8 protein-coding genes and 1 tRNA gene are annotated in these 13,223 nt (G+C 55.0%); 3 read left to right on the top strand and 6 right to left on the bottom strand.

Annotation, left to right across the window (positions count from 1 at the left end):
• Nucleotides 1-103: 103 nt before the first annotated feature.
• Nucleotides 104-586, bottom strand: a complete 483-nt coding sequence (locus VF639_RS23340; protein WP_331148369.1) for an organic hydroperoxide resistance protein — start codon at nucleotides 584-586, stop codon at nucleotides 104-106.
• A 147-nt stretch (nucleotides 587-733) separates the two neighbouring features.
• On the opposite strand from VF639_RS23340, the gene VF639_RS23335 reads away from it, so the two are divergent.
• From VF639_RS23335 to VF639_RS23325, 3 genes are all read left to right on the top strand, one after another.
• A tRNA-Arg gene (locus VF639_RS23335) sits at nucleotides 734-805 on the top strand.
• A 274-nt stretch (nucleotides 806-1,079) separates the two neighbouring features.
• Nucleotides 1,080-1,862, top strand: a complete 783-nt coding sequence (locus tag VF639_RS23330; protein WP_331148368.1) for a hypothetical protein — start codon at nucleotides 1,080-1,082, stop codon at nucleotides 1,860-1,862.
• Between the two features lie 21 nt (nucleotides 1,863-1,883).
• Nucleotides 1,884-2,156, top strand: coding sequence for an Arm DNA-binding domain-containing protein (locus VF639_RS23325; protein ID WP_331148367.1), 273 nt, complete (start codon nucleotides 1,884-1,886; stop codon nucleotides 2,154-2,156).
• A 1,151-nt stretch (nucleotides 2,157-3,307) separates the two neighbouring features.
• Here VF639_RS23325 and VF639_RS23320 read toward each other — a convergent pair.
• The 5 genes from VF639_RS23320 to VF639_RS23300 form a co-directional block, all read right to left on the bottom strand.
• Nucleotides 3,308-4,771, bottom strand: a complete 1,464-nt coding sequence (locus VF639_RS23320) for a glycoside hydrolase family 28 protein (protein ID WP_331148366.1) — start codon at nucleotides 4,769-4,771, stop codon at nucleotides 3,308-3,310.
• 321 nt (nucleotides 4,772-5,092) lie between these two features.
• On the bottom strand, nucleotides 5,093-7,369 hold the full coding sequence (locus tag VF639_RS23315) for a GH92 family glycosyl hydrolase (protein WP_331148365.1): 2,277 nt from the start codon (nucleotides 7,367-7,369) through the stop codon (nucleotides 5,093-5,095).
• A 491-nt stretch (nucleotides 7,370-7,860) separates the two neighbouring features.
• Nucleotides 7,861-9,396 (bottom strand): glycoside hydrolase family 28 protein, encoded by a 1,536-nt coding sequence (locus VF639_RS23310; RefSeq protein WP_331148364.1) that lies wholly within the window; start codon nucleotides 9,394-9,396, stop codon nucleotides 7,861-7,863.
• A 220-nt stretch (nucleotides 9,397-9,616) separates the two neighbouring features.
• Nucleotides 9,617-11,209 carry a GH39 family glycosyl hydrolase gene (locus VF639_RS23305; protein ID WP_331148363.1) on the bottom strand — a complete coding sequence of 531 codons (1,593 nt, stop codon included), beginning with the start codon at nucleotides 11,207-11,209 and terminating at the stop codon, nucleotides 9,617-9,619.
• A 260-nt stretch (nucleotides 11,210-11,469) separates the two neighbouring features.
• On the bottom strand, nucleotides 11,470-13,155 hold the full coding sequence (locus VF639_RS23300) for a RagB/SusD family nutrient uptake outer membrane protein (RefSeq protein ID WP_331148362.1): 1,686 nt from the start codon (nucleotides 13,153-13,155) through the stop codon (nucleotides 11,470-11,472).
• Between the last annotated feature and the right edge of the window lie 68 nt (nucleotides 13,156-13,223).

Below are 13,223 nucleotides of genomic sequence, written 5' to 3'. Positions count from 1 at the left end.
CCTTAAACTGTCATTCCGACGAAGAAGGAGTCCGAGTAAAGCCATTGAATGGCTTTACTCGGACTCCTTCTTCGTCGGAATGACAGTTTAAGGCTTGTGCTACTTACCCTTTCTCGGCTACGCCGGCGTTTTCTTCGGCTTCTACCGGAATAGGCTGGCCTTGCACGCGTAGCTCTACTTCCATGTTGCCACGGGTGCCTACTGAATATGGGCATATTTTATGCGCCTGACGTACCATTTCTATGGATTTGTCTTGGTCGAATTTTTTCAGATCCACGTCCAGTACGGCACTTAGACCATAGCCTTCACCTTCCTGAAACAAGGATACCGAGCAGTTCACCGTCGTATCAGCATCGAGTTTGTCGTTGGCCCGTTGCGCGATAACCAGCAGGGCTTGCTGAAAGCAGGAAGCATAGCCAGCAGCAAACAATTCCTCGGGATTAGTAGCCCCCTTTTTTCCGCCAAGGCCTTCTGGCACCGACATATCTAAGTCGATAATGCCCGTGGTGGAACGTACGTGGCCGCTACGGCCGCCAATAGCAGCAGCTTCAGCCGTGTAAAGAGTTTTCTTTTCAGTGGTAGCCATAAGTAGGTTTTGGTTGGTCGGGTTCAAGAGTAGTTAACTGAATTGCTGCCCGGAAGGTTGTGGTAGGTTACTATAGGTTTTTACAGAAAATACCACCTTAGGTTTGGCAGCAACGCTAATTCTGGCTAGTTTTGCCCCTCCTAATCCGGTCACGTCGTACAACGGATAGTATGAGAGTTTCCGAAGCTCTTGATCTAGGTTCGATTCCTAGCGTGACCACTATTACCTCAATAAACGCCCTCTAATTACACTAGAGGGCGTTTTTGGTTTTCGACAGTCAAATATTAGATGAGCAAGCTCCAAGCCTAAAAGAGCTAACTATGTCAGTTGCAGTTTGGCTATGCGGCGGATCTATGAGAAGCGCCTACCATAAGACGGATAGATGCTATGGGTTTGCGAATTGCAGCACCATGCCGCGCAAGGTGAAGTTTACGGAAGCTAAAAGACAAAAGCGCCGGCCGTGTAACTGGTGCTATTCTAACTAAGAACTATCATGATTTTACTGCAAGCCGCATCTGCCGTTTTGAAGGCATCAGCAGAGTTTAATTTCTGGAAGGATGCTTTTCCTGTGCTAGTAACTGCAGCAGGATTTACAATTACAGGTGTTTATTTAAAGTACAAGATTGACGCCCTCAACGGTCATATAGCAGCCTTAAAGGGCCAAGTAGAAGCTCAGCAAGGAATATTAAACTCTGCTAAAACGTTAGTTGAAATAATCAATTTAGATAAAATAAAAGGTTACGCAGAAATGCGAGAAGATCAAGCCACGAGAGAGACAAAAGCTCTCTATGAAGAAGAAATAAAATCTTTAAAGAAGGAAAGCCAAAGCAAGGATGAAGAGAGGCAAAAATCTCTAGAGAATGCAGGCGGTGATTTGCAAACAAAACTAAATATATTAGAAAAGGCACTACAAGAAGAAAAAGAGGGCAAAAATAAGCTTCAGATAATTGTTGATCGTTTCCACGAAAGTGGATTATCTCCAACACCTGAAACATACCCTTTGTTCTTAGGGCAGGATGTAGTTGCTAAGCTAAAAAAAGACGCCGATATATTCCAAAAATTTATACTGCGCATTCAACATAATGATGACGATGGAAAACTAGATGCTATTAGAAACTATATAAACGCTGTTTATTTTGATGAATCAATCGAGTCTATGAAGCAGCAAAAAATTAGTTTTGATGCTTTGCCTGATTATAGAAAGGACCTAGTTACACTGATTGTTCATGAAAAGCTAAAACCTTATTTTGGATTCGCACAATATAATAAATATTGAACCTAGATTAATTGAGTATTTATGCCGGCCACTTTCAAAATAACTATTTCGCACAAGCCCAATGCCGATAGTTTGTTTGACGTGTGGCTGCGCATCACGGCCAACCGGCAACCGCGCTACGCCAGCACCGGTATTGCTGTAGCCGCTAAGCAGTGGAATCCTACCGGCAAGCTCGATAAAGAGAACTGGATTAAGACGCACCGCGAACATGCACAGTGCAATTCCGACCTAGTGCAAATCTTAGTCGAGGCCAAGCAACTGGCCAAAGACTACCCCATAACCGACGCAACGTAGTTCAAGCAGTATCTTACCCGCACTTGTCCAAGCAATTACTGCCAACTCTCTACAATACTGCTACGAATTTATTAGCCTTCATGCGCCGCACTTTAGAAGTGGACGCAGCCAAATGCAGTCAGCTTGGCCGTGGCGAGTACGTTCTAGCCTTGGTAGAAAGTTTCGCAGTGGTCGGGCTTGGTTTACTTTGCTAAACGGCGTGTTTTACATACTACCATTGTTTACTTTTTTCTTCAAGTAAGCTGCTCTGTATGTGAATACTGCAACATTCAATTAAAATTCTTATAAAGCTTGCGCCTCTTAGATACTTACTTTATCTTGAGTGTACACTAACGCCATCTACTCCAATGTGAATCGTGCCGCACGGGCTTGATGCCACGAAACCTACTTAGCTGATAACGCTCGGCCGGTCCATTTTCTGGACCGGGTTTCTTAGGCTATGTCCCTGCGGCACCGCACGCAGACGCTTGTCTGCATCCAGCTGGCAAGGCTGGATTTTTGCTCACCTGCCTCAACTTCGCGCTGAGTTTTTGGCGTTGTAATTCACATTAGGAGGGCTTTCTGCCCGCTTTGTTGCTTGGAGCTACATTTCCCATCGGGAAACCTTTGTTCCTGCGTTGTGCTTTTAGCGCACTCTGCATTGGCGTGGCCTAGCCACGTACATTCTCTGTGCTAAAATTCCACTGAAGCTTTGGGCTTGGCGATATAAACACGTCTGGTGCTAGAATGCTAGTGGCTAAGCTTGAGCAGGTAATCAACCTAGCGAGTAGGTGCGTCATTTTCAATTTAAAAACAATGATGTGCCGCCCTTCCTCACTCCCACCGACCATATTCGATGAAGCTGCCAGATCCTCTTTTTTTCCGCTTGGTATCTACTTGGCGTAAATCCAATAGTAAATACACCAACCCTAGTTTGCGCAAACTCAACAATTCGTCAACCAACTATAAAGGCTGGCGGATTGTGTTTTCTCCTATTGACTTACGATTGGATAGGGAAGCGCTAGAACGAGGCAACTACCCATTTTCCATCTTGAACCGCAACTAAGCCAGTATTGCCCGGTCCTGTGCCGAGGCATACCGCTTTGCTTTAGCACCGACTTCTTCTCAAACATTCCTGGCAGGCAGCCTTGCTTACAGGGCTACGCCACAGTTTATTTCATGATAGCGACGAGCTTACGAGGAAAGGCCGATTCACCAGTTAAATTCTGGATGGATAGGCCTTTCACGTCGTGGCTTTCCAGGGCGTGCGCGAAGTAGTCGGGGCGGTGGGGGCCCCATTGCACCGAGCTGTTGCGGACGGTGATGCCCGTGGCATTGTCGAGGTAGAAAGCGGAGGTTCGGCCTTTTACGAAGCCTTCTGCCTGGCTTGGGCGTCGGTCGTAGATGCCGCCGGGCAGGGGGGTGGTTTTGTTTAGCTGCACATCTACCTGGTCGAAAACGATGTTCGCTACTTTGTCGGGGGTTTCGCCGCTGACGTAGATGCCGTTTTCGCTTTGGCACTTGATGTTGCTGAAGAAGATGTTGCGCACCTCCCCTACCCGGCCTTCGATCTGGCCTTTGGGGAAGCGCCAGCCGGCGTCTTTGTGGTTGCCTGTGGCGCGGCGGTACGCGGTTACATAAATAGGTTCGGCCTTGCCCCACCATACATCCGAAAACAGGTGCGACTCGATGAGCATATTCGAGAAGATAACATCGGACACGGTGCCCTCGTCGCGGTTTTGAATGCCGACGCCGCGGTTGCTGGCCCGGATGATGCAGTTGTTGAACACCACGTGGCTAATACGGTCCATGTTTTCGGAGCCGATTTTGATGGCGCAGGAGCGCGACGTCATGGTGCAGCCCGTAACCGTGATATTCTCGCAGGCGCCGTATTCCTCGTATTCGCGGCGGTTTTTCAGGCAGATGCAGTCGTCGCCCGATTCGATGTAGCAGTTGCTGATGCGCACGTTCTTGCTGTGGTCCAGGTCGATACCGTCGCTGTTGCGCACTTTGAGGCTGTTGAGCAGGGTGATATCGGAAATGGCTACGTCGTCGCAGCCTACCAGGTGCACGGTCCAGTAGGAGGAATTGCGGATGTTCAGGTCGCGGATACGCAGCTGCTTCACATCGACCAACGTGAGCAAATGCGGCCGGGGGTCCACGATGTGGAAGGGCTTGAGCTCGTAGGAATCGTCTAGCTCGGCTCCCATAAAGGAGACACCGTTGCCATCGAGCGTGCCGCCCCCGCACAGGGTGACGTGGTTTAACTTCTCGCCGCCTATCCAGATGGTGCCTTCGCCTTGGTTGTCGCGGAAAGCGCTTTGGGTGTACACCTTCTCGTCCGGACTTGCCATCACCGTCGCCCCTGTTTCGACATAGAACTCGATGCGGGACTTTAGGTTGAAAGGACCGCTAAGAAAGGTACTGCCCGCTGGCACGCGCACCTGTCCACCGCCCGCCGCTGAGCAGGCGTCAATGGCTAGCTGAATGGCGCGGGCATCGTCGGTTTTGCCGTCGCCCACGGCCCCAAAGTCTTTGATGTTGAAACTACGCGGCTGCGTTCCTGTAGACTTATCCTGCTGTTGGCTAGGCGGCGTGGCAGTGGTAGCCGTGCGGTCTGGCAGGGAAGTTTCCACCCGGCAGGCACCTAGCCCCCACAGCAAACTCAGGCAACAAACTATAGTCGATGGACGCATTAAGAAGAAATTATCAATGGGTAAATATTATGGTGCGGTTGGAACGGTGTAGAGACGCGACACCTCACGTCTCGTCGTTGAACGACCTAGCATAGAACTGACGTAGGCCATAGCGCGAAGCCTGCGCTTCGCGTCTCATTGAACGACTGGAACTGCTGACGTAACAATGATGACGTTCAGCGAAGCGCAGGCTTCGCGCGACAGCCTACGTCAGCAACGCCGAGACGCTTCCTGGGCGCAGCATGATAGGTGAGTTACTCACTACTCATTCTTCATTGATACCCCGGCGGGCCAGCTTTTTTGGTCGGTTGCCCATTTCTTGGTGGGTAGGGGTTGCAAGTCTAGCTCTAATTTGCCGCCTTGCACCAAGTCGGCGTGTTGGAGGTAGTTGTAGGGGTAGGGCTTGCCGTTCCACTTTACGGCGGCAATGTAGGCGGCGTCTTTGGTGGCTTTGTGGCAGATGATTTCTAGGGGTTTGCCGACGGGGAGTTGAATGTTGATGCGGTCGAAGAGGGGGGCGCACAGCAGGTACTGGTTGGACACCGGGTCGAGAGGATAGAAGCCAAGGGCGGCAAACACGTACCAGGCCGACATCTGGCCGGCATCGTCGTTGCCGCTCAGGCCGCCCGGACCGTCGCTGTACTCTTCGGCAAGGATGCGGCGGACTTGCTGTTGCGTTTTCCAGGGCGAGGCCGTGTAGTTGTACATAAACGGAATCTGGTGGCCGGGTTCGTTGCCGTGCCAGTACTCGTTGCGGCGAAACAAAGTGTCGAGGGCAGCTTCGAGTTTGGCGGGGCCGCCCATCAGCCGGGCCAGGTCGGGTACGTTTTGGGGCACATAGAACGTGTATTGCCGGGGCGTACCTTCCGTGATGTACGACTCGCGGGTGTCGGGGCGGAAGGGGCTGTACCACTGGCCATCGGCGTGCCGGCCCCGCACCAGCCCCACGGCGGGGTCGAATACCTGGCGGTAGCCTTGCGAGCGTTTGGTTAGGGCTTCGTAGTCGGCAGTTTTGCCGAGGCCTTTGGCTACTTGGGCGAGGGCGTAGTCGTCGTAGCCGTATTCGAGGGTGCGGCTGACTTGCTCCTTCTTGTGGAATGCTTCCTGCACGCTGTCTTCGAGCGGCACGAAGCCGTATTTGCTGTATGAGGCCAGCGCGCGGCGGCCTTTACCGTTGCGGTAGTCGTCGGGGCTGGCTTGGTCGAAGGCGTTTTGGCGCATCAGCCGGTAGGCTTCCGGCACGTCGTAGCTGCGGATGCCTTTGGTGTAGGCCGAGGCGATGAAGGCGGTGCCATGGTCACCAATCATGGCCGACGTGTAGCTGTTCCAGCACGGGAAGATGGGCAGCCAGCCGCCTGCCTGGCCTTTCATTATCATCGACTGCACCCAATCGTTTACCAGCGCCGGCCTGAGCAACTCGTAGAGCGGTAGCTCGGCCCGGTAAATATCCCACATCGAAAAGTCGTCGTAGTAGCTGCCCTTGGCTAGTTTCTTGTTCTGGTTGTTGCCCGCGAAAACCGGGTAGGTGCCGTCTACGTCGTTGTAGAGGCGGGGCTGCTGCATGGTGTGGTAGAGGGCCGTGTAGAAGATGCGCTTATCCCGCTCTTGGGGCGTTTCCACCTGAATCTGCGCCAAGGCTTTTTCCCAAACCAGCTTGTTCTGCGCTGTCAGGGCCGCGAAGTTCCAGTCCTTGATTTCCGATGCCAGATTGCGCCGGGCACCTTCCAGGCTGCTAAACGAAGTGCCTACCCGAACCCGCAGCGTCTCGCCCTTCTTCACCTTGAACCCGAGAAAAGCCCCGATGTCTTTCCGGTTCTGGACGCTCACCGCCGGCGAGGCCTGGCCGCCGCTGTAGGTGCCGCCGCGCCCACCAAGCCGCTCGACCTGCACCAGGAAGTACCCCTTAAAACCGGCCGGCTGCCCCCACCCCTGGTAGATGCGGTGTACCGGATTATAACCCTGTATCTCGCCTTTTTGCGCGTTTACTTGCACAAAGCCCTTGGCCTGGTCGCTGTTGGGGCTTACCAATAGGTACAGGCTGTCGGTCTGGGTGGCCGTGAATTGCAGTATGGCGCACCGGGTGGTGGCCGTCAGCTCGGCACGGAGCTGATACTTGGGCAACGTAACCTGGTAGTAGGCGGGCGTGGTGGTTTCGGTTTGGTGCGAGAAGCGGGTGGCATAGGCGGCAGCCTGCGTCCGGAGTTTGCCGGTGATGGGCATGATGGTGACGCTGCCGTAGTCCTGCGTGCAGGAGCCGCTGAGCCAATGGCTGCCTCGAAACCCGGTGAGCAGCGTGTCGCGGAAGTAGTACGGGGCCTGGCATTTCACTTCCGTTAGCCGGGTCTGCGGAGTCCACTGCGTCATGCCAAACGGGGTGCCGACCGCCGGAATGGTATTGGCCAGGTGCTCGGTGCCTTCGCCATGCTTGAGCGCAGCCACGGTGGTGCTGGCCGCCGTACCCGACAAGGGCTGCACATAGCGCACCAAATCAGGCGTTTGGCCAACCGCCGCGGGCAACAAGCCAAGCAGTGCAAGCAACAGAGAAAATGTGGCGGCTTTCAGCGTAGTAAGGGTTTAAGGGAAGTTTGTAGTATGTAGTATGCTTTGAAGCTAAGGCTAGCTAGTGTTAGAAGATTAATTTCCCTCAGCTTAGGAGGGGTTAGAGGTGGTTGACCCACAGCAGAACGACTCGCGTTTGTCATGCTGAGCTTGTCGGAGCATCTCGCGTGCTGACGTTGCAGTACTAACCGTCATGCTGAGCGCAGCCGGAGCCGGAGTCGAAGCATCTCGCTAGCGTGGTAAAATCTCTTTACCGTTGCAACGAAGCGGTAGAGATGCTTCGACAAGCTCAGCATGACATATACCATTACAACCTTAGCACGCGAGATGCTTCGACTCCGCCTCCGGCTGCGCTCAGCATGACGAACTAGGGAAACAACGGCAGGTCAACCACCCCTAACCCCTCCTCAGCTGAGGAAGGGAACTAGTCTTCTAGCACTAGTTTCTAGGTCTAGTTCAAAAATATCTGTTCATAATTGCTTGCGGTTTTTCGAGGACAGGACTTGCACGGCCTTTTGCTTGCTGACGGGCGTGGTTAGCTTTTTCATCGATAGGCTCGTCACTTCCTGGAGCACGACGACTGGTGTGGTGGGCGCGGTGGGGATGGTTACGTCCTGCAAGGTTAGCTTTTGTACGTCGTCGAAGACCAGGGCGGGGCGATAATCGGGGCCGGTGGTGCGGATGCGGACGTTTTTTAGGGTTAGGCCTTCGGCGTGGCGCACGTAGAAGCCGTAGGCAGGCAGTTCGCCGAACATGGAAAACTCCGGGTAGTTGGGGGCTCTTTCCGGCACGACCGACAACGAATCGAGGCTGGCGTAGGCTACGGTTTTGTTGGCACCGCCGGCGTAAGTGATGTCGATGTTTTCCAGGGTCACGTCCTGTACCGGGTGGCCGGGCAGGCCGGTAACGGACGATGGGTTGACATTGTGGGGCTCTTTGTACACGGGACCCTCTATTTCGTAGCCTTTATCGGGTTTGCCGGCGGGCACTTCCACTTTCACGTTGGCGATGTACACCCGGCGCACGGTGCCGGCCGGTGCCCCCACTTTGCGCTGCCCGAGCCGGATAAAGATGGCATTGCCCGTGTTGCGACCCATAACATTCCGAATATCAATGTCTTCGAGCACGGCGCCATCCACGGCTTCCAAGGCAATAGCCGACCGGAACGTGTCGTACACGGTGAGGTTGCGAACGGTGATGCGCCTGAAACCGCCCAACGAGCCCGTACCAAGCTTGAAAGCGCTGGCGCTGGAACGCACTGTGCAATCAGCCACGTAAATACTGTCGCAGCTACGGCTCGCATCTTCCGATTTCAAGCAGATACCATCGTCGGCCGTGTTGAAGAAGCTGTTGGTTAGGCGCACGTTGCGGCAGTCCACGAAGTCGATGCCGTCGTTGTTCCAGTAGGCGGTGCTTTCCACCCGAATGCTGTCGAACACCATATTGCGGCACTGCCGGTAGGCTTGCACCCAACTGCTGGCATCCTTTAGGGTCACGCCCGTGATGCGCACGCCGTTGCAATTGTCGAAGTTGATGAGGTGGGTACGATTGCGCTCGGTGGGCCGCTTGATTTTCCACTCCGGGTCTTCCAAGGTTCCGGCGCGCAACAGCTCCAGCAAGTTCTGAATCAGCTGCCGTCCCTGGCCATCAATAACGCCCTGGCCTGTAATGGCCAGGTTTTGTTGGCTGTCGGCAATGAGCATAGCCATGCCCTTCTCGGCGCTGTAGTCTAGGCGTTTGGTGCTTCCTAGCAGGAAAGCTCCTCGGTTCAGGTGTAGCTCCACCCCCGATTTCAAATGCAGCGGCCCGGTCACGAATTGGCCAGCCGGCACCACCACCCTTCCACCGCGCGTGGCCGCTTCGTCGATAGCCTTCTGGATAGCCTCCCCGTTGTTGGTTTCCCCATCGGGCTTGGCCCCGTAGCTGGTGATGTTGAACGAAGCTTTCTGCCCGAAGCCAGAGCCAGCCAACAAAAGCAACAGGAAAAGCAGTGGTAGTTTGTGCATAGCGTAAGTTGAATGAGCATGTAACGCGAAGCTCCAGCTTCTGCGAACGAGCACCGCGAGTAGCCCGCGTAGGCGCCGCTTGTTATTGCCGCCGGTTGGTGCTGCGCCGCCTGATATCGTTGGCTGGTATCGTGCTGCTTGATATCGTTGGCCGGTATCGTGCGACTTGCGCCTACGCGGGCTACTCGCGGTGCTCGTTCGTAGAAGCTGGAGCTTCGCGTTACTGCCGCATGAGCTTCACCAGGTACATGTCGTTTTCGCGCAGCTTAAACTGCTCCGCTACCGTGCCGTTTTTCACGGTGATGGTTTTCTCGGATTCCATTTTGTTGGAGCTGCCTTTCTTTAGCTCGGCTTCCTGCTGCAACGACAGATTGTAAGGCGCACCCATGTTTTTGTAGGCCGTAAACGCGTCGTTTTTCTGGTAGCCGGTGAGCCACACCTGCATTTTGTACTTGCCGTTGGGCACATTGGCCACGTTCAGCTTCAGCAGGCCTTTGTCTTTGGCCGGGTGCAATTGGCTGTAGTATTCCTGGTTGGACAGCTTGCCGGCCGGGTCGAGCAGGGTGTAGTTCCAGAACAGCGCCTGGAGGTTGCCCTTACTGTCTTTGGTTACCCAAGAGCTGGAATCGGTGTTGGCAATTTCGGTGTCGCCGAGCTGGTTGAGGTACTGGTAGGCGTAGAAGGTAGGCTTGTTGATGCCTTGTAGGTTCAGCAAGCCGAAGCCGCCATGGAAAGGCGTTTCGGGCGGACCCGCTTCCTCGAAGATATCCGTGAACGTCCAGTACGACATCGACGAAACCAGGTGCTCCGACTTCTTCAGCGCGTTCAGCACCAGCGTGGCGTTCATGTAAGTGTCGTGGATAGGGTCGCGCGGCGACGATGAGGAATTCCACTCCGTGATGTGCACTTCCAGCTTGTTGTAAGGCGTTGGGGCGATGGTGCGGTGCAGGCGTTCCATGGCGTGCGAAATGCCGTCGGGCTCCCGCATGCGGGGGTGGCCTTTGCCGAACTCATCGAATGCCGTATAAGTGCTGTAGGCGTGCGTGGAAATAAAGTCAACGGGCGCTTTTTTGTCGGTGAAGAACTGGAGGGTTTCGGCCATCCAGGTGCTGCTGGAGGTGGCCGGCCCGCCCACGCGGTAGGTCGGCGATACGCTTTTCACGGCGTTGACGGTGGTGAGGTACAGCTTAAAGTACTCGTCCCGGCGCGCATTATTGTCTAGGTCGCCCGCGAAAAACTGCTTGAGGTTGGGCTCGTTCCAGACTTCGAAATACCACTTCTCTACCTCCTTTTTGCCGTAGCGCGCCTCCCAATGCTTCACCAGTTCCGTCACTAGCGCCCCCCATTTCTCTTGCGACTTAGGCGGCGTTACGTTGGCCTTCCACCAAAACACGGTTTGAGTACCGCTGGCTAAGGCGGGCGGCATAAAGCCAAATTCCACGAACGGCCGCACCCCAATTTTCACCAGATAGTCGTAGAGCCGGTCCACGTACTGCCAGTTGTAGATGGGCTTGCCGCCGGCATCTTCGGCGTACACGTGCATGTCGTCGTGCAGCAGGCCGTGGAAGCGGATGTACTCGAAGCCGACTTCTTTTTTTACGTACAAGAGCTGCTCCTGCCAGTCGGCGCGCAAGCCCTCGGCGGCCCGGCCGGCACCGATTACTTTCTGGTAGCCTTTGTTGCGGGATCCTTTGGTTTTTTTGAAATCAACAGAAATAACGCGGGTGGTGTCTGCAACGGGCGCGGTGGCCTGTACGTTGGCACTGCTTACTAAACCTGAAAAAACGAGCAGCAGTACGATGGCTCTGTGCATAGGGAGAAAGATGGTTGTCGTGGCCTCACCCCCCGGCCCCCTCTCCCGCGGAGAGGGGGCCGGGGGGTGTAGCGCCGCCCCGTCGGCTTGCGCCTCCAGAACGGCTACTGATCATAAAGTTTACGATGCTATATCGAGGCTTTCTTTAGATAAGAAATGAAATGGGTCCCGGTAGCCGTTCCGGAGGCGCAAGCCGACGGGGCGGCGCTACGCCGTCTGGCTCCCCCTCTTCGCGGGAGAGGGGCCGGGGGGGTGAGGCCCTAATACCCCGGATTCTGCGGGAATTCGGCGCGGTTTAGGTCGATTTGGGTTTGGGGAACCGGGCGCAGGACGTGGTAGGGCTGAATGGCGTTGGCTCTGATCAGCTCCTTGTTGTAGAGCTTGGCCCGCTCCAGCAATTTGCCGGTGCGCTTCAACTCAAACCAGCGCAGCTCCTCGCCGAACAGCTCGCGGGCTCTTTCTTCCAGGATACCGTCGATGGTGACGCTGGTTACGGCTAGCTCGTCTTTGTAAGTGCGGCCGGTGGCGGGGTTGGTGCCCGCCTTGCCGGCCCGGCGCCGAATTACGTTGAAGTATTGGGTGGCCTTTGCTTGGTCGCCGAGCTTGAGGTAGGCTTCCGAGGCAATCAGGTAGGTTTCGGCCAGGCGGAACACGTAGGTGTCGCGGATGCCTTGGTTGTTGTCGCTGTAGGGCACGTTCACTTCCCGGAATTTCTTGGCGTAGGGCAGGGAGCGGGGTGAGAAGCTGGTTCTGTTTTCGTACTCATCAAAGTTGTAGACGAAGTACTTCTTGGTGGCTTTGCGGGCCGCCGACCAAGGCACATCGGGGAAATAGATAACCGTGTCGCCGACGGCAAAGCCCCCGGCGGCTACCTGCGCCAAAATGGCCGTGGCAAAGCTGCCCTGGTACCGGCCGTCGCGGGTTTTATCGTACAGCGTGTAGAGGTACGAGGTAGGCGCAATGAACAGCAACGACTTACCGTAGTAGGCGCTGCGCCCAATGGCCGGGTACGTTTGAAACTCCATATTGAAGAGGTTATGGATGCCGTTGCCGTTGATGAGGGCGCCCGGATTCGTGATAAAAGCATACCGGTTGCTTTCCACGTTGGGGTTGTACTGCACCGAGAAAATAACCTCGGAATTCACCTGGAAGCCGGCATTACTTGGATCAAACAGACGGGCAAAGTCGGTGAGCAGCGTGTAGGTGCCGGAGTTGATAACTGCCTCGGCCAGTTGGGCGGCTTGGGTGAAGTCGGCGTTGCCGGCGCCGTAGCTCTTGTAGCCGCGGGTCAGGTACACTTTAGCCAGCAGATGTTGCGCCATACCTTTCGTCACGCGGCCAAAATTAGGCGTGGTGGCCGGCAGCGCCCCCACGGCCTCGCTCAGGTCCTTGATGATTTGCGAGTACACTTCCTGCTCGGGGGCGCGGGTGAAGCCGAAGGTAGGCGCGCTGGCTGGCTCCAGCACCAGGGGCACGTCGCCGAAGGTTTCTACCAGCAGAAAGTAGTAGTAAGCACGCAAGGTTTTGGCCTCTGCCACGCGGGTGGCCAGCGTCGCTTCGCTGACCCCCGTTACTTTGGTCGACCAAAGCAAGGTGGTGTTGGTCAGGTTGATACTGTAGTACAACTGCTTCCAGTACATGTCAACGTCACCGTTGCTGGCGTTCAGGTTGTTGTCGTAGCCATTGAAGCCGTTCTGACCGCCTACTTCCGTGGTCGTGAAGATGTCGGTGCCGAGGAAGTAGAGAGAAGGCAGCGCAAAAAGGGGCCGCAGGGGTGAATAGTTGGATTTCACCAGATCATCGAAGCCTTGGGCCGTGCCGTAGTACGTTTCGGCGGTGCGGCCGCCCAGGTTTTCTTCTACCAGGTAATCTTTACAGCTAGCCACAGCCAGCAAAGACAATAAGCCAATCAGGCTCAGGGCCTTCGAGTATACTTTCAGTTTCATGAGTTGAGTTGTCAGTTATGAGTTGCCAGTTGTGAGTTGCCGGTTGCCAGTTATGAGTTGCCGGTTTA

Origin of the sequence: Hymenobacter sp., assembly GCF_036387835.1 — a bacterium.
Lineage (GTDB): Bacteria > Bacteroidota > Bacteroidia > Cytophagales > Hymenobacteraceae > Hymenobacter.
Note: the sequence above shows the minus strand (reverse complement) of the source record. Positions and strands in the feature narration are given on the sequence as shown.

Coding starts and splice junctions, on each gene's coding strand:
- VF639_RS23340 (WP_331148369.1), bottom strand. CDS start 586: ATGGCTACCACTGAAAAGAAAACTCTTTACACGGCTGAAGCTGCTGCT.
- VF639_RS23330 (WP_331148368.1), top strand. CDS start 1,080: ATGATTTTACTGCAAGCCGCATCTGCCGTTTTGAAGGCATCAGCAGAG.
- VF639_RS23325 (WP_331148367.1), top strand. CDS start 1,884: ATGCCGGCCACTTTCAAAATAACTATTTCGCACAAGCCCAATGCCGAT.
- VF639_RS23310 (WP_331148364.1), bottom strand. CDS start 9,396: ATGCACAAACTACCACTGCTTTTCCTGTTGCTTTTGTTGGCTGGCTCT.
- VF639_RS23305 (WP_331148363.1), bottom strand. CDS start 11,209: ATGCACAGAGCCATCGTACTGCTGCTCGTTTTTTCAGGTTTAGTAAGC.
- VF639_RS23300 (WP_331148362.1), bottom strand. CDS start 13,155: ATGAAACTGAAAGTATACTCGAAGGCCCTGAGCCTGATTGGCTTATTG.